10 protein-coding genes are annotated in these 21,822 nt (G+C 72.1%); 2 read left to right on the forward strand and 8 right to left on the reverse strand.

Annotated features, from left to right (window positions below; all coding sequences use genetic code 11):
• Window positions 1–31: 31 nt before the first annotated feature.
• The gene (locus tag BN948_RS25525; protein ID WP_009517163.1) at window positions 32–838 is read left to right on the forward strand and encodes a serine aminopeptidase domain-containing protein; all 807 of its coding nucleotides are present in this window, start codon (window positions 32–34) and stop codon (window positions 836–838) included.
• 5 nt (window positions 839–843) lie between these two features.
• Window positions 844–1,704 (forward strand): serine aminopeptidase domain-containing protein, encoded by an 861-nt coding sequence (locus BN948_RS07575; protein ID WP_009517164.1) that lies wholly within the window; start codon window positions 844–846, stop codon window positions 1,702–1,704.
• Here BN948_RS07575 and BN948_RS07580 read toward each other — a convergent pair.
• The 8 genes from BN948_RS07580 to BN948_RS07615 form a co-directional block, all read right to left on the reverse strand.
• Window positions 1,695–1,961: a Txe/YoeB family addiction module toxin gene (locus tag BN948_RS07580; RefSeq protein ID WP_009517166.1), complete on the reverse strand. Its 267-nt coding sequence runs from the start codon at window positions 1,959–1,961 to the stop codon at window positions 1,695–1,697. The two genes, BN948_RS07575 and BN948_RS07580, sit on opposite strands and share 10 nt — an antisense overlap.
• Window positions 1,955–2,197 (reverse strand): type II toxin-antitoxin system Phd/YefM family antitoxin, encoded by a 243-nt coding sequence (locus BN948_RS07585; protein ID WP_009517167.1) that lies wholly within the window; start codon window positions 2,195–2,197, stop codon window positions 1,955–1,957. The genes BN948_RS07580 and BN948_RS07585 overlap by 7 nt, the downstream gene beginning before the upstream one ends.
• Window positions 2,198–2,328: 131 nt before the next feature.
• Window positions 2,329–3,228 (reverse strand): alpha/beta fold hydrolase, encoded by a 900-nt coding sequence (locus BN948_RS25530; RefSeq protein WP_009517168.1) that lies wholly within the window; start codon window positions 3,226–3,228, stop codon window positions 2,329–2,331.
• Window positions 3,225–3,992, reverse strand: coding sequence for a serine aminopeptidase domain-containing protein (locus tag BN948_RS25535; protein ID WP_009517169.1), 768 nt, complete (start codon window positions 3,990–3,992; stop codon window positions 3,225–3,227). The genes BN948_RS25530 and BN948_RS25535 overlap by 4 nt, the downstream gene beginning before the upstream one ends.
• Window positions 3,989–7,342: a non-ribosomal peptide synthetase gene (locus tag BN948_RS07600; protein ID WP_009517170.1), complete on the reverse strand. Its 3,354-nt coding sequence runs from the start codon at window positions 7,340–7,342 to the stop codon at window positions 3,989–3,991. The genes BN948_RS25535 and BN948_RS07600 overlap by 4 nt, the downstream gene beginning before the upstream one ends.
• Window positions 7,339–11,904, reverse strand: a complete 4,566-nt coding sequence (locus tag BN948_RS07605; protein ID WP_009517171.1) for a type I polyketide synthase — start codon at window positions 11,902–11,904, stop codon at window positions 7,339–7,341. Before BN948_RS07605 ends, BN948_RS07600 begins: the two co-directional genes overlap by 4 nt.
• 3 nt (window positions 11,905–11,907) lie before the next feature.
• On the reverse strand, window positions 11,908–15,324 hold the full coding sequence (locus BN948_RS07610; RefSeq protein ID WP_009517172.1) for a non-ribosomal peptide synthetase: 3,417 nt from the start codon (window positions 15,322–15,324) through the stop codon (window positions 11,908–11,910).
• Window positions 15,321–21,815, reverse strand: coding sequence for a type I polyketide synthase (locus BN948_RS07615; RefSeq protein WP_009517173.1), 6,495 nt, complete (start codon window positions 21,813–21,815; stop codon window positions 15,321–15,323). Before BN948_RS07615 ends, BN948_RS07610 begins: the two co-directional genes overlap by 4 nt.
• Window positions 21,816–21,822: the final 7 nt, after the last annotated feature.

Genomic DNA, 21,822 nt, shown 5'->3' on the forward strand with positions numbered 1-21,822 from the left:
TGCGCTTCAGAGCCTGTTACCGTCGGACCCCATGACGATCTCGATCAGGCACTTCGGCCGCTGGGACCGGCCGATGGTGGGGGTTCATGTGGCGGCCGACGGCGGCGCGAGTCCGCGCGCCCGCTTCCTCCTCTGCCGCCCCCTCGGCCAGGAAGCCGTGCGCAGCGCGGCCGTCTTCCGCGTGGCCGGCGAGCGGCTCTCGCGCGAAGGCATCGAATCCCTGCGCTTCGACTACCACGGCACCGGCGACTCCCCCGGCGCCGAGTCCACCCAGTCGCTGGACGACTGGGTGCAGGACACCCTGGCCGCGCACGAACTGCTGGCGGCCGATGGTGAACTGCCCGTGCACTGGTTCGGCATGGGCCTGGGTGCGGTCGTCGCCCTGCGCGCCGCCCTGCTGGCCAAACACCCGCCGCGCCACCTCGTCCTGTGGGAGCCGGTGTTCAAGGGCAGCCACTACCTCGACGCGCTCATTGCCGGCCACAAGGCCGAGCTGGCCATGATGTACGCCCAGCCCTGGGAACAGATCGCCAGCAGCGGCAAGGTGACCGAGCCCACGCTGCCCGGCGACGTCCTGGGCTTCGAGCTCGGCGAGCGCCTGGTCGCCGACCTGCGCGCCCTGCCCGACTTCAACGTACTGCCCGCGCTGCGGCGCGGCCTGCGCATCACCTGCGCCGTGCGTGGCGACCAGCCCCACCCCTTCAACGGCCACGCGGGCCTGCCCACGCTCAAGCTGCACACCGTCGAACACCCCACCGACTGGATGTCCAGTCAGGCCATGGGCACCGCCATCGCGCCGCCCGACATCCCGCGGGTGCTGCTCGCGTCCCTTGACTGAACCGCATGCAGGAGCAGACCCGCATCGTCGGCGCCGAAGGCCACCTCGTCGCCACCTTCACCCCGGCCCAGGGCGCGCCCGGCGCAGAGGCGCCCGTCGTCGCCGTGCTCAGCAACTCCGGCGTCATCCCGCGCAGCGGGCCGCACCGCATCAACGTGCTGCTGGCGCGCGAGCTCGCGGCCATGGGCATCCCCTCGGTGCGTTTCGACATGAGCGGCCTGGGCGACAGCCAGCGCAGCAACAGCACCCGCTCCGTCACCGAACAATGGGTGGCCGACACGCGTGAGGTGATGGACGCGGCGCAGGCCCAGTTCGGCTGCGGGCGCTTCTTCATGGTGGGCCTGTGCTCCGGCGCCATCATCGGCCACCTCGTCGCACTGGAGGACCAGCGCATGCGCGGCGTGCTGCTGTGGGACATGTACGCCTACCCCACGCTGCAATCGCGCCTGCGCAAGCTGGCCTTCAAGATCGGGCGCGCGGGGCTCCTCGGTTCGACGCAAAAGGCCGGCGTGATGCTGATGCGCAAACTGCACCTCATGCCGCCCGACGACGCACCGGAAAAGCCCAAAGGGGAAATGTCGGTGTCACCGCCCAAAGCCGAGTTCATGGGCCGCGTGGACCGGCTCACCAACCAGGGTGTGGAACTGCTGTTTGCCTACTGCGGCGGGCAACCCGAGTGGTTCAACCACCGCGGTCAGTTCGCGGCGATGTTCGCGGGGCAGCCGTGGCTGCCGAAGGTGGCGTTCGAACTGCTGGAGACCACCGACCACCTGATCACGAGCGGGCCGGCCAAGCGGGCCTTCATCGACATGACGACGGGGTGGGTGAGGGCACGCGTGTTACCGGGGGTGGGGCGTCACTCGTAGTGCGTCCACATGCGCAGGATGCGGACCACCCGCTCCTTCGCAAACACCTCGTAGACCAGACGGTTGTGGATGTTGATCCGCCGCGAGTAGGCGCCGGCGAGATCTCCCAGCAGCTTCTCGAAGGCTGGTGGATTCTGAAACGGGTCCCTTTCGAGGATCGCCAACAGCTCTTCGACTTTAGGCTTCAGTCCTGCCGCCTTGACCTTCTTCGCGTCCTTGAGCGCCTGCTTCGCGTAGGCCAGCTCCCACTTCACCATTTCAGTTCGCGGGCGCTCTTGGCCAAAGGCTCAGCCATACCTTTGCGAATGGACTCGCGCATGCCCGGCACGGACAGCAGGTGCATCGTCTCCTGCATGGCGGCCCAGTCCTCGGCCGACACCAACACGGCCGAAGCATTCTTGCCGGCAATGATGACGGGCTGATGCGACTCGGTCGCCTGATCGATCAGGCGATAGAGATTGGCGCGCGCGGCGGATGCGGTCAACACGTTCATGGGGTACTCCGGAAGGAGCGAAAGCGTACGTTTTTACGCACGCCATGTCAAGACATGCATTCACCGCTGCCGCCGCCGCTCCCACACAGCGCCAAGCGAGGAGCACTCTTGCTCCTTCTGGCGTTGCGGCATCATCGAAACGCCGATTCCCCCATCCACCGCCTCACCAACCCCACCAACCGCTGCTGACTCGCCAGCGTCGTGAACGTGTGGTCGCAGCGGTCGAAGTACTCGATCAGCAGTTTCCCCTTGAAGTCCAGCGAGGGAAACGCGTCCTGCAATTGCCGGCGGTAGTTGTGCTGGCGCTCGCGATCGGAGGTGAGCACGGCGAGGAACTGCGCGCCGTTGCCCAGCGCGCGGCCGTAGGCGTTTTCGAGGAAGGCGCGCACCTCGGGGTGTTCCAGCGTCACGGCGGGCCGCGCAGCGGCCATATCACTCGCCGCCCCGTCCTCCTCGGCAGGCACCTCGTGCGCGGGGCGCTTCTTCAGCAGCTTCCACAGCGGGTGCCGCCCCATGGCCACGTTCTTCCAGGTGCGCAGGCTCAGCAGGCGGCCGGAGTAGTGCTTGACGTAGTAGCCCGTGGTGCGCGGGATCGAAGGGTCGAGCAGGGCCACGCCAGCCACGCGCGGGTCGGTCGACGCATAGATCACCGAGTGATCGGCGCCCGAGCACAGGCCCATCAGCACCACGCGCTTCACCTGCCGCGTGGCCTGCAGGGTGTCGATGATCTCCCGTATGTCGGCCACGGTCGCGTCCAGCGGGGCCGAGCCGTCCTCGCGCGCGGCGCTGTCGCCCAGACCGGAGAGGTCCACGCGCAGCACGGGGAAACCATCGGCCGACAAGGCCCGCGCCAGCGACACGTGCAGCCGGTTGGGACCGACGCGGTGGATGATGCCGGCGTTGAGAATGATGACGAAGGGCGGGTCCTCGCGCGGCACCTGTCCATCGGCCGGCGGCAGGGGCGGCGTGACGACGCCCACCAGGCCCTTGCCCTGACCCAGCAGCAATGTCTGTTCGGCGGCGTGGCTCATTGCACCGTCCAGTCCACGATGCGCCGAAGCAGCTTCACCGGCACGGCGCCCGCACCGGTGTGCCGGTCTTCCAGCCACGCGGGTTGTACCTCGATGGACTCGATGGCCGAGCCATCGCCCGGCGGCAGCGCGGCGCCCAGTGCGCGCCAGGCATCGCGCGCTTCGCTCACCACGGCCAGCGTGCGCGCGGGCCAGGTAGGCGCGGGGTTCACCAGGTCGATGCCTTCGATGTCCTGCACCAGCGCCTCGTTCATGGGAAAACCGAGCAGCTCCGAAGCCCCATCGCTCAGGCCGCGCGTGCGCAGGGTCTGCGCGTGCAAATCGCGCAACTCCGCCAGATGCTCACGCCCGCTGACCACCGGATCCCACAGCACCAGACCGTCCACGTCGCGCCGGCGCTTCGCGGCCGCGCGCGCGGCAAGCGTGGCGCCCAGGCGCAGGCCCACCAGCGTCACGCGCTGCAGGCCGGCGGTGTCCTTCAGTTCGTCGATGGCGGTCTGCACGTCCTCGATCCAGCCGTCGAGGCGCGCCTCGCCCATGTCGCCGGCCGAGTCGCCAGTGCCGTGGTAGTCGAAGCGCAGCACGTGCACGCCCGCTTCACCGAGCCACTTACCCAACTGGGCCATGCTGCGGTGGGCGCGCAGGTACTCCGCGCCCCAGGGCGCGCACAGCACCGCACCGCGCGCCCGGCCACCGGTGGCGTGCGCGGGCGTGTAGAGCCCGAACAGGCGGCGCGAGCGCTCGCCGAAGTAGAGGGGCGTCATGCCTTGACCACCCCCTTGCCAGCCGCCGCCGAAGCGACCACCTGGCGCAGGTTCTGGAAGAACAGGGTGCGCGCGTCCATGCGCCAGCCCAGCTTCTGCTCCACCGCCAGCACCACGCGCAAGGAGAGCAGCGAGTGCCCGCCGAGTTCGAAGAAGTTGTCCTCCGCGCCCACGCGCTCCACCTTCAGGATGTCGCGCCAGATCTCGGCCATGGTCTGCTCGGCCCCGCCCTCGGGCGGCACGAAGTGGCGCGCGGCCTGCACCGCGTTCTTGAAGGGGTCGGGCAGCGCGGCGCGGTCGACCTTGCCGTTGGGCGTGAGCGGGATCGTGTCCACCGCCGCCACCACGGACGGGATCATGTAATCGGGCAGGTCGCGGCGCAGGTGGCGGCGCACGTCGCTGGCGGTCAGGTCGGCGCCCGGCGCGAAGACGATGTAGGCCACCAGGCGCAGGTCGCCGGGCGCGGCCTCGCGGCCCATCACCACGGTTTGCTGCACGGCCTCGTGCGTGGCCAGGCGGGTTTCGATCTCGCCGAGCTCGATCCGGAAGCCGCGGATCTTGACCTGGTGGTCGAGCCGGCCCAGGTGGTGCAGGCGCCCGTCGGCGTCCCAGCGCGCGAGGTCGCCGGTGCGGTAGAGGCGAGCGCCCGATGACGACGCGAACGGATCGGCCACGAAGCGCTCGGCCGTGAGCTCGGGCCGCTGGTGGTACCCCAGGGCCACGCCCGCGCCGCCGATCCACAGCTCACCGGGCACGCCCACGGGCAGGGGCTGCTGCTGTGCGTCGAGCACGTAGACCTGGGTGTTGGCGATGGGCCGGCCGATGGTGACCGGCGCGGGCGATGGCGCCACGCGCTCGGCCGTCGACCAGATGGTCGTCTCGGTGGGGCCGTAGAGGTTCCAGAGCTGGCCCACGCGCGCGAGCAGCGCATCGGCCAGTTCGCGCGGCAGGCCTTCGCCGCCGCAGAAGGCGCGCAGGTTCGGCGAACCGGTCCAGCCCGATTCGATGAGCAGCCGCCAGGTGGCGGGCGTGGCCTGCAGCACCGTGGCGCCGCCGGCCTGCAAGGCCTTGGCGAGGTCCTGTCCGTCGCTCGCGGTGTCGCGCGAAATCAGTTCTACGCGCGCGCCCACCAGCAGCGGCAGGTACAACTCCAGGCCGGCGATGTCGAAAGAGATGGTGGTGACAGCGGCCAGCACGTCGTCCGCCGTCAGGCCCGGCGCCTCGCGCATGGTGCCGAGGAAGTTGCTCAGCCCACCGTGCGCCACCACCACGCCCTTGGGGCGTCCGGTGGAGCCGGAGGTGTAGATCACGTAGACCGGGTCGCTCGGCGCGGTGTTGCCATCGAGGTCTGCGCTGTCCAGCGCTGCCAGCGCCGCGGCCTCGCGCGCCGGGTCGAACACGCGCCCACCGGCGGGCGCATCCACCGCGTCGGCCGCTTCACCGGTAGTGAGCAGCACCGTGGCGCCGCTGTCCTCCAGCATGTAGGCCAGGCGCTCGGCGGGGAAGCCCGGGTCCAGCGGCACGTAGGCGCCGCCGGCCTTCTGCACCGCGAGCAGCGCCACCAGCATGTCCAGCGAGCGTTCGATGCACACGCCCACGCGCACGCCCGGCGCCACGCCCAGCGCGCGCAGGTGGCGCGCCCACTGGTTGGCGCGGCGGTTGAGTTCGCCGTAGTTCAACGACGCGCCTTCGAAGCGCGCGGCCTCGCGGTCCGGCGCGCTCGCGGCCTGGCGCTCGAACTGGCGCACGAATGGGGCCGTGTCGAGCGACCGTGCGCTGGCATTGAAGTCCACCAGGATCTGGTGGCGCTCATCCGCGGTGAGCAGCGGCAGGCGGCTGATCGGCGCGTCGCCCTGCTCCACCACGGCGCGCAGCAGCGTCTGCAGTTGCGAGCCCAGGCGTTGCATGTGCGCGGCGGAATACAGGTCGCTGCGGTACTCCAGGCTGCACAGGATGCGCCCCTCATGCTCGCGCGCGAACCAGGTGATCTCGTTGAGCGCGCCGCCGCTGTGCACAGCCACGTCGCCTTGCCCACCTGCGGCACCGCCGGCCTGGTGGTAGACCACCGCGAACTGGAACAGCGGCGAGTGCTGGAAGCTGCGCACCGGGCGCACGCGCTCCACCACGGCCTCGAAGGGCGTCTCGCGGTGCGCGTGCGCGTCCAGCAAGGCGCCGCGCGCGCGGGCCAGCAACTCGGAGAAGGCCGGGTCGTCGGCCGTGCGCACGCGCAGCACCAGCAGGTTGACGAAGGGGCCGATGAGGTCTTCGAACTCGGCCCTTTCGCGCACGCCCATGGGGCTGCCGAGCAGCACGTCGCCCTGCCCCGTGTGCGCGCGCAGCAGCGCGGCGGCGGCGGCCAGGAAGGCCATGTAGACGGTGGCGTGGCGCTCGTGCACCCAGCGCTTGAGCGCGGCGCTGAAGGCGGCGTCGAACTCGAAGTCCACCGTGGCGCCGCGCGCGGGCGCGTCGCTGGCCGGCAGGTCGGGCGGGAACATCGAGGTCTGCGGCGCGCCCTTGAGCGCGTCGTCCCACCAGTCGAGTTCGGCGCGGATGGCATCGGGGTGCTGGTGCTCGCGCTGCCAGGCGGCGTAGTCGGCGTACTGCAGGCGTGCGGAAGGTTCGGACGGTTCGGGTGATTCGGGCGCGGGCGCTTTCAGCTCCTGCGCCAGCTCGCGCAACAGGATCTGCAGCGACCACGCGTCCACCGCGATGTGGTGCGCCGCCACGATGAGCGCGTAGCCCTCGGGCGCGAAGTCCAGCAACTCGAAGCGCAGCGGCGTCTGGCGCGACAGGTCGATGGGCGTGTGCACCGCGCGCTCCCGCGCGGCCTGCACGGCGGCCAGGCGTTCGTTGGCGGGCAGGTGGCGCAGGTCGTGCACGGTCACGGGCGGCACGTCCACGCGGCGCGCGCCGGGCACCTCGCCCTCTTGCACGAAGTGCACGCGCAGGCCCAGGTGGCGCGCGTGCACGCGCTGCACGGCGGCCAGCAGTTGCTCGCGCGGCACCTCGCCATTCACCGGCCAGGCCAGGGCCAGCAGGTAGGTGGTGCTCTCCGGCTCCAGTTGCTGCAGGATCCACAGGCGTTCCTGGAACAGCGAGAGCGGCAACAGGCCGTCGTGCGCCACGGTGGGGCGCGGCGCGGCCTCGGCTTTCGGCGCTGGATGCGGCGCGTGCGCCACCGCGCCGCGCTCGGCCAGCAGCGCCATCAGTTCGGTCTTGTGCCCGGCGATGGCGGTTTTCAGCTCGTCGTCGAGCCGGCCGCGGCTGGCGCTCACGCGCAGCCGGCCTTCGGCCACCTCCAGGTCCACACCCAGCCCCTCCAGCCGGTGCAGCAGTTCACGCGCGTTCAAAACTCGATCTCCTCCCGATCGTCGTCGTTGGATTCTGTGGTGGCCATGCCCTCTTGCACCCGTTGTGCCAGGGCTTGCAGCGTGGACGCGTCGAACATGTCGCGCAGCGCCAGTTGCACGCCCATGGATTCGCGGATGCGCGCGAGCACCCGCGTAGCCAGCAGCGAGTGTCCACCCAAATGGAAGAAGTCGTCGTGCGCGGCGACGCTGTCGACGCCCAGCAACTCCACCCAGATGGCGGCCAGGCGGGTCTGCACCTCGCCCTGCGGCAGCTCGTCCGCGTTCAGGGCGCGCGCGCCGGCGGGCGCCGCGTCCTTCGCGGGCGTGGCCTCACGCGGCGCGGACTCGGTGCGCGGCGCCTCGGCCGGCGGCTTCAGCGCGGCCGCGCGCGTCAGCGACAAGGCCTTGGGCAGGTCGTAGGGCACCACCACCACGCGGCGCAGTTCGCTGGCGAGCACGCGCTCGAAGGCGTCCAGCCCGTCTTGCGTGCCGATCGCCTTGGCGAGGTAGGCGTCCCAGGCGGCGCGGCGCCAGGCGGGCACCTCCAGCTTGGCGGCCATGCCCACCTCGCGCCAGGCGCCCCAGTCGAAGGCCACCACGCGGCGCCAGGCCGGCGGCACCTCGGCCGATTCGGCAAAGGCGTCGAGCACGGCGTTGGCCGAGGCGTAGTCGGCCACGCCGGGCGCGCCCAGCACGGCGTTGATGGAGCTCATCAGTACCACCAGCTCCAGCGGCGTGTCGGCCAGCAGCTCGCGCAGCACGCGCAGGCCGTCGAGCTTGGGCGCGAGCACGGCCTCGATCGACTCGGGCGTCTTCAGTGCCGAGAGCGAGCCCTCGCCAGCCACGCCGGCGGCGTGGATCACCGCGTCGATGCGGCCCCAGCGCGCGCGCGCTGCCTGCACGGCAGCGGCCATGGCGCTCGCATCGGCGGCGTCGGCCTGGGCCAGTTCCACCTCGCCGCCCGCCGCTTCGATGGCGCGCAACGCGGTGATGGTGAGCGAATGTCGGTCGTCGGCGCCTTTAGCCGCGAGCCAGGCGTCCCACTCGGCGCGCGGCGGCAGGGCCGTGCGCGCGGTGAGCAGCAAGCGCGCACGTCGGCGCTCGGCCAGGCGCTGCGCGATGGCCAGGCCCATGCCGCCCAGGCCACCCGTCATCAGCACCACGGCGCCTTCGCTCAGCGGCAGGGCATCGGCGTTCGCAGCGGGCAGCGCGGTGTGCTCGTGGCGGCGCAGCCAGCGCTGGCCCTGGCGGCGCGCCACCATGTCTTCCTCGTCGCGCGCCACGGCTTCGTCGCACAGGTGTTGCGCGGCCAGGTCGTCCGCCACGCCAGCCTCCAGGTCGATCTGGCGCCCGCGCAGGCCCGGCATCTCCAGCGGCAGGGCCAGCACAGGGCCGACGGCCAAGGCGGCGGCCGATTGCGCCACGGGCTCGCCGAGCACGCTGTGCGCGCCGGCCGTGGCCACGATGACACGCACGGGCTCGCTGGCGGTGGGCGCCAGCGCGGCGGCCAGGGCCACGGGCGCGTGGTGCAGCCAGTCGCGCTGCTTGGCGGGCGTGGCCGCGCCGGCCCCGAGTCCCCACAGCGCGAAGGCGCCCACCACGGGCTGGCCGCCCGCGCGGGCCTGGGCCACGGCCGATTCGGCCTCACCCGCTTCCTTGATTCGAAGGGCCGAGGCACCGGCCTCGCGCACCCGGCGCGCAAGCGCCTCGGCCAACGCGTCCGCGCCGCCTGCGATGAGCCAGGTGCCGGGCAACGTGGCCGCGCGGTTCAGCGGTGCGCGCGCCCAGGTGGGTGCGAACAGCCAGTCGGCCACGTCGCGGCTGAAGGCCACGCTGTTGGCATCCCCCGCGTCGGCGGCCGGCGCCGCAGCGGTGGCGGTGGCCGACGGCGCGGACGCCTCGATCGTGTGGCGCTGCCGCTCGAACGGATACGTGGGCAGCGGCACGCGGCGCGCGGGCCGCCCACCGTGCAGACCGGCCCAGTTCAGCGACACACCCGCCAGCCACAGGCGGCCCGCTGCTTCCAGCGCGGCAGGCGCTTCCTGCTTCGCTTCGCGCGCACCACCCAACGACGCGGCCACACGGCGCGCGCCCTGCGGCCCCAGCGCCATGCCGGCCAGCGTGGCCAGCGCGCGACCCGGGCCCACCTCCAGCAGGTGCAGCGAGGCATCGGCCGCCAGCGTGCGCACGCCGGCCTCGAACAGCACCGCGCGGCGCAGGTGCTCGGCGTAGTACGCGGGCGAGGTCGCCTGCTCGGGCGTGATCCACAGGCCCGTGACGTTGGAGACGTAGGGCAGCGTGGGCGCGTTGAGCCTGAGCCCGCTCACCAGCGCGGTGAAGGGTTCCAGCACGCCGTCCATCATCGAGGAGTGGAAGGCGTGCGAGGTGTGCAGCGCCTGCGCCTCGGTGCCCTGCGCGGCCAGTGCGGCCAGGCCGGCGTCCAGGGCCTCGCGTGGGCCGGCGATGGCGCACAGCCCCGGCGCGTTCACCGCCGCGATCTCCAGCGTGGGCGCGTTCGCCGCCAGCCAGGCGCGCAGCGGGCCTTCGGCCATGTGCACCGCGGCCATGCCACCCGGCGCCATGCCCTGCATCAGCCGGCCGCGCGCGGCCACCAGCGTGAGCGCGTCGGCCAGCGACAGCACGCCCGCCAGGTGCGCGGCCACGTACTCGCCGATGCTGTGGCCCAGCATGGCGGCCGGGCGCACGCCCCAGCTTTGCCACAGCAGGGCCAGCGCGTATTCGCAGACGAACAGCGCGGGTTGCGCGTAGCGCGTTTGATTGATGGTCTTGTCGCCGGCCGGCGCGAACAGCAGCTCCCGCAGGTCGCGGCCCAGGGGCTCGCGCAGCAACTCGGCACAGCGGTCCACCGCGTCGCGGTAGACGTCGTACTGCGCGTAGAGGCCCGCGCCCATGCCGGCGAACTGGCTGCCCTGCCCGCTGAACAGGAAGGCCACGGGGCGATCACCGCCTTCGTGGCGCGCGCTGTGCAGCCGTTGCGGCGCGTCCAGCGCGGCGATGAGCTCGACCGCCGACGACGCGGCCACCACGCGACGCTGCGCGAAGGCGCGCCGGCCGGCCTGCAGGGTCCAGGCGACATCGCGCAGGCTGGCATCAGGGTGGTTCTGCAGATGTTGCTTCAGGCGCGCGGTGGCGGCGTCCAGCGCGGCCTCGGTGCGCGCGGACAGCACGATCAGTTGCGGGCCGGCTTCACCCGTGTCGCGCGCGGGCTCGGGCGCTTCTTCCAGCACCACGTGCGCGTTGGTGCCGCCGATGCCGAAGGAGCTGACGCCCGCGCGGCGCGGCGTGGCGCCGGCCGGCCAGGGCGCGGCTTGCGCGCTGGCGGTGAAGGGCGAGGTCTCCAGGTTCAGTTGCGGGTTGGGCCGCTGGAAATTCACCAGCGGCGGCAGCTCGCGGTTTTTCAACACCAGCACGGCCTTGATGAGCCCGGCCACGCCGGCCGCCGCATCCAGGTGGCCCAGGTTGGCTTTGAGCGAGCCGAGCCGGCAGAAGCCGCGCTCGTCGGTGCCGCCCTCGAACACCTGGCGCAGCGCCATGATCTCGATCGGGTCTCCCAGCGGCGTGGCCGTGCCGTGCGCTTCGATGTAGCCGATGCTGCGCGGCTCCACGCCGGCCAGGATCTGCGCGGTGGCGATGGCCTCGACCTGGCCGTCCACGCTGGGCGCGGTGTAGCCGGCCTTGCCCGCGCCGTCGTTGTTGATGGCCGCGCCGCGGATGACGGCGTGGATGGTGTCGCCATCGGCCAGCGCATCGCCCAAGCGCTTGAGCACCACGAGGCCCGCGCCCGCGCCGGGCCGCGTGCCCTTGGCGTCGGCGTCGAAGGGCCGGCAGTGGCCGTCGGGCGAGAGGATCATGCCCTCCTGATAGAGGTAGCCGCCGCGCTGCGGGAAGCTCAGCGACACACCGCCGGCCAGGGCCATGTCGCACTCGTGCCGTTCCAGCGCGCGACAGGCGGCCTGCACCGCCACCAGCGAGGTGGAGCAGGCGGTCTGCAGCGTCATGCTGGGGCCGCGCAGGTCCAGCTTGTAGGACACGCGCGTGCAGAGGAAGTCCTTGTCGTTGCCGAGCATGAGCTGATAGCCGCCCACCGCGGCCGCCAGCGCCGGGTTGCGCAGGATCTGCGAGAACAGGTAGCTGTTCATGCTCGCGCCCGCGTACACGCCCACGGGCGCCTCGATGGCGCCCGGCGCGTAACCGGCGTGCTCCAACGCCTCCCAGGCGCACTCCAGGAAGATGCGCTGCTGCGGGTCGATCACCTGCGCCTCGCGCGGCGACAGGCCGAAGAAGGCGGCGTCGAAGTGCTCCGATTCCTGCAGCACGGTGCCGCGCTTCACGTAGCCGGGCTGGGCGCTCAGCGCCGGGTCAACGCCGGCCTCGCGCAGGTCCTCGTCGCTGAAGTCCTCCAGCGACTCCACGCCCTCGCGGATGTTGCGCCAGAAGGCGTCGAGGTCGCTCGCGCCCGGGAAACGGCCCGCCAGGCCGACGATGGCGATGGCGTGCGCGGGGTACTTGTCCCTGAGGTCCTTGTTGTCCGTGTGGTCCATCCGTCAACCCTGAATCTGTTTCGCGGCGCGCGCCCGCGCGCGCTCCAGCGCCGTGTTCGCGCCCACCGGCGCGCCCAGGCGGTCGGCCTGCGCCGCCACCGTGGTGCGCTGGAACAGCTCGACCAGCGGAATCTCCTGGCCGAACTCGCGCTTGAGCGCGGCCTGCAGGCGCACCAGCAGCAGCGAGTGCCCGCCGATGTCGAAGAAGTTGGCGTGCAGGCCCACGCGGTCGAGCTTGAGGATGCCGCGCCACAGCGCGGCCACCTGCCGCTGCACGGGGGACATCAGCGCCTCGGCCACCTCGTCGGCCTCGCTCGGTGCGCTCGCCTCCGGCACGGGCAGCGCCTTGCGGTCCACCTTGCCGTTGGGCGTGAGCGGGAAAGCGTCGAGCACCACGAACTGCCCGGGCACCATGTACTCGGGCAGTTGCGCGCGCAGCGTGGCGCGCATGGCCTCGGCCTCGGGCGTGGCGCCGGGGGTGGGCACCACATAGGCCACCAGGCGCTGGTCGCCGGGCGTGTCCTCGCGCACGTGCACCACGTTGCTCTTGATGCCGGGGTGGCGCGAGAGCACGGTCTCGATCTCGCCGAGCTCGATGCGAAAACCGCGCACCTTCACCTGGTGGTCGCGCCGGCCCACGAACTCCAGGCGGCCGTCGGCCAGGTAGCGCACCACGTCGCCCGTGCGGTACACGCGCGTGGGGCCCACGCCGGGCAGGTCCAGCGTCACGAACTTCTCGGCGGTGAGCTCGTCGCGCTGGCGGTAACCACGCGCCAGGCCGTCGCCGCCGATGCACAGCTCACCGCCCACGCCGATGGGCGCCGGCAGGCCCGAGGGCTCCAGCACATACACCTCCGTGTTGGCGATGGGCCGGCCGATGGAGATGCCGCGCGCCGTGTCGGTGATGCGCTGCACGGTGGACCAGATGGTCGTCTCGGTGGGGCCGTACATGTTCCACAGCTCGCCGCCGGTGGCGATGAGCTTGTCGGCCAGTTCGCGCGGCAGGCCCTCGCCGCCGCACAGCATCTTCATGCCGGGGCGCCCGCGCCAGCCGCTGTCCAGCAGCAGGCGCCAGGTGGCGGGCGTGGCCTGCAGCAGCGTGGCCTCGTGGCGCTCCAGCAGTTGCGCCAGGCGCAAACCATCCAGCGCGGTGGCGCGCGCGGCCAGCACCACGGTGCCGCCCACCGTCAACGGGCCATGGATCTCCAGGCCCGCGATGTCGAAGGACAGCGTGGTCACGGCCACGAAGCGGTCCTGCGCGGTGATGCCCGGCTCGCGCTGCATGGACAGCAGGAAGTTCACCACCGCGCGGTGCTCCAGCATCACGCCCTTGGGGCGGCCGGTGGAGCCGGAGGTGTAGATCACGTAGGCCAGGTCGGTGGGGCCCGCGCTGGCCGGCAGGTTCAGCGGCGACTGCGCCACCAGCTCGGCCTCACTGGCGTCCAGGCGCACGCCGTGCACGCCATCGGGCAGGCCGTCGGCCAGCGCGGCCTGCGTGACCACGATGGCCAGCTCCGCGTCTTCCATCATGTAGTCGATGCGGTCCTTGGGGAAAGCCGGGTCCAGCGGCACGTAGGCCGCGCCGGCTTTCAGGATGCCCAGGATGGCGACCACCATGTCCAGGCCACGCTCCATCCACACGCCCACCAGCGAGCCCGCGCCCGCGCCGAGCGTGCGCAGGTGGTGGGCCAGGCGGTTGGCGCGCGCGTTCAGCTCGGCGTAGCTCAGCGACTGCTCTTCGAAACGCACGGCCACGGCCTGCGGCGTGCGCGCCACCTGCGCCTCGAACAGGCCATGCACGGTCTGCTCGCGCGGGTAGTCCACGGTGGTGGCGTTCCAGTCGATCAGCAACTGGCGCTCTTCGGCGGGGGTGAGCAGGGGCAGATCGGCGATGCGCGTGTCGGGCCGCTCGATGAAGCCGCGCAGCAACTGCTCGAAGTGGCCCTGCAGGCGCACGATGGTGGCCTCGTCGAAGAGGTCGCTGTTGTATTCGAAGTAGACGCGCAGGCCAAGGTTCGGCACGTCGAACACGTCCACCGCGAGGTCGAAGCGCGCCGTGGTCAGCGGCATCTCCAGCACCTGGCACTGCAGCTTGTCCAGCGTGAGGCCGGTGAGGCTGAAGTGCTGCAGCACGAACAGCACCTGGAACAGCGGCGAGTGGTCCAGCTCGCGGCGCGCGCCGATCACGTCGACCAGCATGTCGAAGGGCATCTCCTGGTGCGCGTACGACTTGAGCGCGGTCTCGCGCACGCGCGCCATCAGCTCGCGCACGGTGGGGTTGCCCTCCAGATTGGCGCGCAGCACGATGTTGTTGGCGAAGAAGCCGATGACGGGTTCGATCTCGGAGCGGTTGCGGTTGGCGATGGCCGAGCCGACGGCGAAGTCCGACTCGCCGCTGTAGCGGTGCAGCAAAGCCTGGAAGGCCGACAGCAGCACCATGAACAGCGTGGTGCCCTCGCCCCGGCCGAAGGCCTTGATGCGATCGGACAGGTCCAGCGGCATCTGCAGCGCGCGGCGCGTACCGCGCGTGGTCTGCACCGGCGGGCGCGGCCGGTCGGTGGGCAACTGCAGCATGGACGGCAGGCCCGCGAGCTGGCGCTTCCAGAAGGCCACGTGCTCGTCCAGCGCACCCTGCTCGAAGCCGGCGCGCTCCCATTCCACGTAGTCGATGTACTGGATGGGCAAGTCGCCCAGGCCGTCGCTGCTGCCGGTGGCGTGGCGGTTGTAGAGCGACTGCAGCTCGTGCATGAAGATGCCCACGGACAGGCCGTCCGAGACGATGTGGTCGAGCACGAAGACGAACAGGTGCACGTCGGGCGCGCTGCGGATGACCGCGGTGTGCAGCAGCGGCGCGCGCGACAGATCGAAGGGACGCATGCCCACGGCCTGCGCGGCCTCGATGGCGGCGGCTTCACGGTCGGCGTCTTGCAGGTGTGTGAGGTCGATGCGTTCCAGCTCGACCCGCGCGCGCGGCTCGACGACGCAGCGCGGCTCGCCATCCCGCTCGGTGAAGCGGGTGCGCAGGCTTTCGTGGCGCGCCACGATGTCGTTGAGCGAACGCTCCAGCACCGCCTCGTCCAGCGGGCCGGTCAGGCGCATCACGTTGGAGATGTTGTAGGCGTGGCTGTTCGGGTCCATGCGGCGCATGAACCACAGCCGCTGCTGGGTGTGCGACACCGGCATGTCGGCACCGCGCGGCACCGGCCTCAAGGGCAGCGGCGCGCGCGTGGCGCGGCCCGCTTCGGCGGCGCCCTGCGCGCGCAGCCAGGCCAGCACCTCTTCCTTGCGACCCGCCAGTTCCTCGCGCAGCGCGGGCGTGATGGCGCCCTTGGGCGCGTTCACGCTCAGGCGCTCGCCATCCAGCTTCAACTGGATGTCCAGCGCGGCAAGCCGCTTCATCAACTCGGCCGTATCGCTCACAGCGTCATTTCCTCTCGATCGGTGTCCTGCGCGCTCGGTGACGCACCCGGGGCCGGACCATACAGGCTGTCCAGGTGCGTGGCCATGGCCTGCACCGTGGGGTGTTCAAACGCGGCGGTGGCGGACACGGTGCGGCCCAGCGCCTGCTGCAGGCGGTTACGCAGTTCCACCGCAGTGAGCGAGTCCAACCCCAGCGTGGGAAAGCTCTGGTCCAGGGGAATGGACTGCGGCGAACCCGCCAGGCCCAGCACCGTGGCCAGTTCGCGGCGCACCAGCGCCAGCAGTTGCGGCGCGCGCTCGGCCGGCGGCAGACTGGCGTAGTCCACGCGCGCGGCGCCACCCTTGGCGGCGCCACCTTGCGCCTGCGCGGCGGCGGCCAGCAACTGGCTCAGCAGCGGCGGCGTGGCGCCGGCCATCTGCTTCGCCAGCAGCGCCCAGTCGATGGGCGCCACCGATGCGCGCGACGCGCCTTCGCGCAGCAGCACGTCCAGGGCTTGCATGCCTTCCGTGGGCGAGAGGGCCGCCAGGCCCTGAGCGCCCGCGCGCGCGGCCGTGTCGCCGCGCACGGCCATGCCCACCTCGCCCCAGGCGCCCCAGTTCACGCTCAGGCCCGCCAGGTCGGCGTCGCGGCGGCTGCGCGCCAGCGCGTCGAGGAAGGCGTTGGCCGCCACGTAGTTGCCCTGCCCCGCCGAGCCGAACACGGCCGACAGCGAGGAGTAGAGGACGAAGAAGTCCGGCCGCTGGCCCGCGCGCTTGAGCGCCACGCTCAGGCGCCAGGCGCCGTCGGCCTTGGGTCCCATCACCTTGGCGAAGCGCTCGGGGCTCTGCTTGATCAGCACGCCGTCGTCGAGGACGGCCGCGCAGTGGATGACGCCGCCCAGGGCCGGCAGGTCCTTGAGCGAGTCCACCAGGCGCGCCACGCCTTCGGCGGTGGACACGTCGGCCGCCACGGTGCGCACGGCCACCCCCTGTTCGGCCAGCGCGGCCAGGGCCTCGCGCGCGGTGGCGTCGGGCTCGCCGCGGCCGGCCAGCACCAGGTGGCGCGCGCCCTCGCCAGCCAGCCAGCGCGCGGCCACCAGGCCCAGGCCCTTGAGGCCGCCGGTGACGAGGTAGCTCGCGTCTTCGCGCACGGCCTGGTCGCGCTTGCGCGGCGCCACGGTGTGGTGGAACACCACGCGGCCGATGTGCCGCGCCTGCGCCATGAAGCGGAAGGCGTCGGGCGCGCGCTCGAACGGGAAGGTGGTGAGGGGCAACCAGGGCAGCACGCCGCTGTCGATCTCCTGCAGCACGCGCGTGAAGATCTGGCCCACCAGTTGCGGTGTTTCGCGCGCGTTGTCGTTGCAGTCGACGATGAAATAGCGCAGGCCGCGGTTGAGCGCGGCCACGCGCTCGTGCGTCCACAGGCCGCGCTTGCCGATCTCCAGGAAGCAGCCGCCGTCGGCCAGGGACTCGAAGCTGCGGTCCATCAGCTCGCCCGCGAGCGAGTTGAGCACGATCTCCACGCCCTCGCCGTTCGTGATGCGGGCGATCTCATCGGCGAAAGAGGCGCTGCGCGAATCGAGCACGTGGTGCACGCCGAGCTGGCGCAGCACCTCTCGCTTCTCGGGGCTGCCGGCGGTGGCGAAGATCTCGGCCCCCGCGCGGCGCGCCAGCGCGATGGCCGCCATGCCCACGCCGCCCGCGCCGGAATGGATGAGCACGCGCTGGCCCGGGCGCATACCACCGGCCACCACGTTGAGCGTGATGTCGGCGGTGAGGTAGGCGGTGGGAATGGCCGCGCCCTGCTCGAAGCTCACGCCGTCGGGCAGCGGGGCCACGAATTCCCAGCGCGTGGTGGCGTGGCTGGCGAAGGCGCCCTCCACCATGGCGACCACGCGCTGGCCCACGGCGAATTGCGTGACGCCCTCGCCCACGGCCACCACCTCGCCCGCGCAGTCACTGCCCAGGTGCTTGATCTCGCCGGGGTACATGCCCAGCGCGCTCAACACGTCGCGGAAGTTCAGGCCGCTGGCGCGCACACGGATCTCCACCTGGCCGGGGCCGGGGACGCGGCGTTCGGTGGGGCCGATGGCCAGGTTCTCCAGCGTGCCGCGCTCGGTGATGTTCAGGCGCAGCGGCGCCTCGTCCACGTGCGCGGCGTTGCTGCGCTGGCGGCGCGCCAGGCGCGCCACGAAGCGCTGGCCCTTGCGCAGCGCCACCTGTTGCTCGGCGCCATCGGCCAGCAGCTCGTCGGCCAGGGCGCGCGCGTCGCTGGGCGTGGCTTCGGGGTCCAGATCGATCAGCGACACGCGCCACTCGGGGTGTTCGGCCGCGGCCACGCGCGCCAGGCCGGCCACGGGGGCCTGCTCGATGCGCAGGGTTTCGGTGCCGTCCACGCTCTGGCTGCCGCGCGTGGCGATCCACAGGCGCGGCTGGGCGCCTCCTTCATTCGCTTCGCTGGCCTCGGCGCCGGCCATGGCCTGCAGCGTGAGCAGGGCCGCGTCGGTGCCGAAGGCCTGGATGGCGCCGGGCAGATCGTCGTCGCCCAGCTTGGGCACGCGCAGCGGCCACAGCGAGACCACGCCCTTGAACGGGCCCTGGGCCAGCAGTTGGGCGTAGGCCTGGGGGTCGGCGGGGTCGATGGCGATGGCGCCCTCGGCCGGCGCGGCCTTCGGCACCACGCGGCTTACCTCGGCGCCACGCTGGGCCAGTTCGATGGCCAGGCGCTCGCCTCGGCCCGCGCCTTCGTCGAACACCAGCCAGCGGCCGGCCGGCGCCTCGGCGGCGGGCACCAGCGCCTGCTCATCCCAGGCCAGTTCGTACAGCCACTCGGCCACCTGCGTGTCCACGCGCTGGCGGAACATGTCGCGGCTGGCGCGGCGGCAGCGCAGGCCCTCCAGCGTGGCCACGGGTTGGCCGTCGGGGGTTTCGATGCGGATGTCGAGCAGCAGCATGTCGCCGCGCACGGCGGGCGGGCGCACCTTGGCGTGGCTGCGCAGCGCACCGGTGGGCGCGGCGTACCAGTGGTAGCGCTCCACGCCGATGGGCAGGTACATGCGGCCATCGTCGGCGCCGGGCAAGGTGTCCATGGCCACGGCGGAGACATGGAAACAGGCGTCCAGCAAGGCCGGGTGCATCAGGTGGCCGCTGGCGCCTTCGGGCGCGAGTTCGATCTCGCCCAAGGCCTCGCCGGTGCCGCACCACACGCGGCGCATGCCACGAAAACCGGTGCCGAAGTCGACACCGAGGCGCTGCAACTGGTCGTAGAACGGTGTGACCTCGATCTCGCGCGTGAGCGCGCCGGCCACCTGGCTCAGCGGCTGGTTCGACACGGAAGCCACCGCGTGCGAGGCCAGCGCGCTGGCGTGCAAGGCCCACTCGGCGTCCTCGCGCGCCGCGTCGCGGCTGAACACGCGCACACGCGCCGGGGCACCCGGGGCGGCGCGGTCCACCGACACCTGCAGCACGCGCGACTCGCCCTCGCGCAGCGGCATGGGCTCGCCCACCTCCACCGCGTCCAGCCCGGTCACGGTGGCGTCCACCTGGCGCGCGGCCGACAGCGCGGCCTCCAGGTAGGCGGTCAGCGGCATCACCACCTCGCCAGCGATGCGGTGGTCACCCACCCAGGCCGGATCGGTGGCGCTCACCACGCGCTCGAACTGCGCGGCCACACCGGCCACGCCCAGGCGCGTGCCCAACAGCTCGTGCACCGAGGGGCCGGCCGCGCGGCGCGAGGCCGTCTTGAAGGGGATGAGGAAGCGCTGGCGCTGGAACGGGTAGGTGGGCAGCGCCAGGCTGTGGCGCACGCCGGGGCCTTGCACGGCGGCCCAGTTCAGCTTCGCGCCGCGCGCGTACAGGCGAGCCACGCTGTCGAACATGCTTTCCCAGCCCGGCTTGTTGCGCTTGAGCGAGGGCAGCCAATCGATGCTGCGGCCACCCACGACACACTGCGTGCCCAGCCCGATCAGCGTGGGGTTCGGCCCTACCTCCAGGTGCACGTCGCAGTTGGTGCTGGCCAGGGCCTGCATGCCGGCCTCGAAGGCCACGGCCTCGCGGGCGTGGCGGGCCCAGTAGTCGGCCATGCGCGTGCCCCACTGCGCCCAGTCCATCGGCTGGCCGTCCAGGTTGGAGATCCAGGTGAGCGTGGGCTCGGCGTGCGCCACCTGCGCGGCAATGGCGCGGAACTCGGCCACCATCGGCTCCATCAGCGGCGAATGGAAAGCGTGCGAGACGGTGAGCGCCTGCGTGCGCAGGCCTTGCGCGGCCAGCTGCTCGGCGATGGCCTTGACCTCGGGGCCCGCGCCCGCGATGACGGTGTTGCCCGGCGCATTGAAGGCCGCGATGGACACCTTGTCCGCGTGCGGCGCGATGGCGGCCTTCACGCGCTCGGCATCGCCCTGCACCGAGACCATGGCCCCGCCGGCTGGCAGGGCCTGCATCAGGCGCCCGCGTGCGGCAATCAGGCGCGCGCCGTCTTCCAGGCTGAACACGCCCGCCACCACGGCGGCGGCGAACTCGCCCACGCTGTGGCCGGTGACCACGGTGGGCTCGATGCCCCAGGCGCGCCAGGTGGCCGCCAGCGCGACCTCGATGGCGAAGAGCGCGGGCTGCGTGTTGCCGGTCTGGTCGAGCAAGCCGCCGGTGTCATCGAACATCAGCTCGCGCAGCGGGCGCGTGAGCAGCGGGTCGAGCACGGCGGCGCAGCGGTCGATGGTGGCCTTGAAGACGGGCTCGCTCTCGTACAGCTCGCGGCCCATGCCCACGTACTGCGAGCCCTGGCCGGTGAACAGGAAAGCCACGCGCTGGCGCGAACCGGCGCCCGCACCGGCCGGTGCCTCGCCGCTGGCGGCCAGGGCGCGCAGCTTCTCGACCATGGCCGCGCGGTCTGGCGCCACCAGGGCCTGGCGCATCGGCAGGTGCGAGCGGCCGATGGCCACCGTGGCACAGACGTCGGCAAGCGAGTCCCCGGGGTTGCGTTCGAGGTGGTCCGCGTAGAGCGTGGCCAGCGCGGACAGGGCCGCGTCGTTGCGCGCCGACAGCGGCAGGCAGAACAAGGGGCGTTGCGCGGCCGGGGCCAGGGCCTGGGGCGCGGGCGCTTCCTCGATCAGCACGTGCGCATTCATGCCGCTGAAGCCAAACGCACTGACGCCCGCGATGCGCCGGCCGTTGGACGGCGGCGTCCATTCGTGCAGCGCGGTGCTCACGCGCACGGGCAGGCTGTCCCACGCGATGGCGGGGGTGAGCTGCTTCACGTGCAGGCTGGCGGGCAGCTGGCGGTGCTGCAGCGCCAGGGACAGCTTGATCACGCTGGCCACGCCCGAAGCGGCTTCCAGGTGGCCGATGTTGGACTTGACCGAACCGAGTTGCAGCGGCTCCTCGGCACGCCGGCCTTCGCCGTACGCGGTGGCCAGGGCCTCCACCTCGATCGGGTCACCCAGCGAGGTGCCGGTGCCGTGCGCTTCCACGTAGCTCACGTCGCTGGGTTTCAGGCGCGCGGCCGCCAGGGCCTGGGCCACCACCTCCTGCTGCGCCAGGCCGTTGGGCACGGTCAGGCCGCTGGACTTGCCGTCCTGGTTGATGGCGGAGCCCTGGATGACGCCGAGGATGCGGCGGCCGTTGGCGATGGCGTCGGACAGGCGCTCCAGCACGATCAGGCCGCAGCCCTCGCCGCGCACGAAGCCGTTGGCGCTGGCGTCGAAGGTCTTGCAGCGGCCGTCGGGCGACAACATGCCCCACTTGGAGATGAGCACGAAGGGGTCGGGCGAGAGGATGGCGTTCACGCCACCGGCCACCATGAGGTTGCTCTCGCCGTCGCGCAGGCTCTGGCAGGCGGTGTGGATGGCCACCAGCGAGGACGAGCAGGCGGTGTCGATGGCCATGCAGGGGCCGCGGAAGCCGAAGGTGAAGGACACGCGGCCCGCCGCCGCGTTGAGCGCGGTGCCGGTGGCCAGGTAGATGTCGCTGCGCGCCGGGTCGTTCACGTCGATGCGCTGCGCGTAGTCCATGGACGTGATGCCCACGAACACGCCGGTGAGGCTGCCGTCGAGCTGGTCCACCGGCACACCGGCGTTCTCCAGGGCCTCCCAGGTCACCTCCAGCAGCAGGCGCTGCTGCGGGTCCACGCCGGCCGCCTCGCGCGGCGACATGCCGAAGAAGCTGGGCTCGAACTCGTCGATGCTGTGCAGGAAACCGCCGGCCTTGGTGCGCGCCTTGCCGAGCTTGTTCGGGTCCGGGTCGTAGTACTCGTCCACGTTCCAGCGGTCGGCGGGCACCTCGCCCACCACGTCGCGGCCTTCGGCGAGCAGGTCCCAGAAGGCGTCGGCGTCGTTGGCGCCGCCGGGCAGGCGGCAGGCCATGCCGACGATGGCGATCGGCTCGTGGCGCGCGCGCTCGGCAGCGTCCAGCCGCGCCTGCAGCCGCTCGATGGCAGCCAGCGCGTTCTGCAGGACATTGCGGCGGTCGGCGGGCGCGGCTGTGGGCTGCGCGGGGGCGTCGTTCCGATCCGTGGACATCTCGTAC

The organism is Hydrogenophaga intermedia (assembly GCF_000723405.1).
Taxonomy (GTDB): Bacteria; Pseudomonadota; Gammaproteobacteria; order Burkholderiales; family Burkholderiaceae_C; genus Hydrogenophaga; species Hydrogenophaga intermedia.

What these genes read in the sequence shown, in the direction of transcription:
- BN948_RS07605 (WP_009517171.1), bottom strand. Translation starts at nt 11,904, where the DNA reads ATGGACCACACGGACAACAAGGACCTCAGGGACAAGTACCCCGCGCAC.
- BN948_RS25525 (WP_009517163.1), top strand. Translation starts at nt 32, where the DNA reads ATGACGATCTCGATCAGGCACTTCGGCCGCTGGGACCGGCCGATGGTG.
- BN948_RS25530 (WP_009517168.1), bottom strand. Translation starts at nt 3,228, where the DNA reads ATGAGCCACGCCGCCGAACAGACATTGCTGCTGGGTCAGGGCAAGGGC.
- BN948_RS07575 (WP_009517164.1), top strand. Translation starts at nt 844, where the DNA reads ATGCAGGAGCAGACCCGCATCGTCGGCGCCGAAGGCCACCTCGTCGCC.
- BN948_RS07585 (WP_009517167.1), bottom strand. Translation starts at nt 2,197, where the DNA reads ATGAACGTGTTGACCGCATCCGCCGCGCGCGCCAATCTCTATCGCCTG.
- BN948_RS25535 (WP_009517169.1), bottom strand. Translation starts at nt 3,992, where the DNA reads ATGACGCCCCTCTACTTCGGCGAGCGCTCGCGCCGCCTGTTCGGGCTC.
- BN948_RS07580 (WP_009517166.1), bottom strand. Translation starts at nt 1,961, where the DNA reads ATGGTGAAGTGGGAGCTGGCCTACGCGAAGCAGGCGCTCAAGGACGCG.
- BN948_RS07615 (WP_009517173.1), bottom strand. Translation starts at nt 21,815, where the DNA reads ATGTCCACGGATCGGAACGACGCCCCCGCGCAGCCCACAGCCGCGCCC.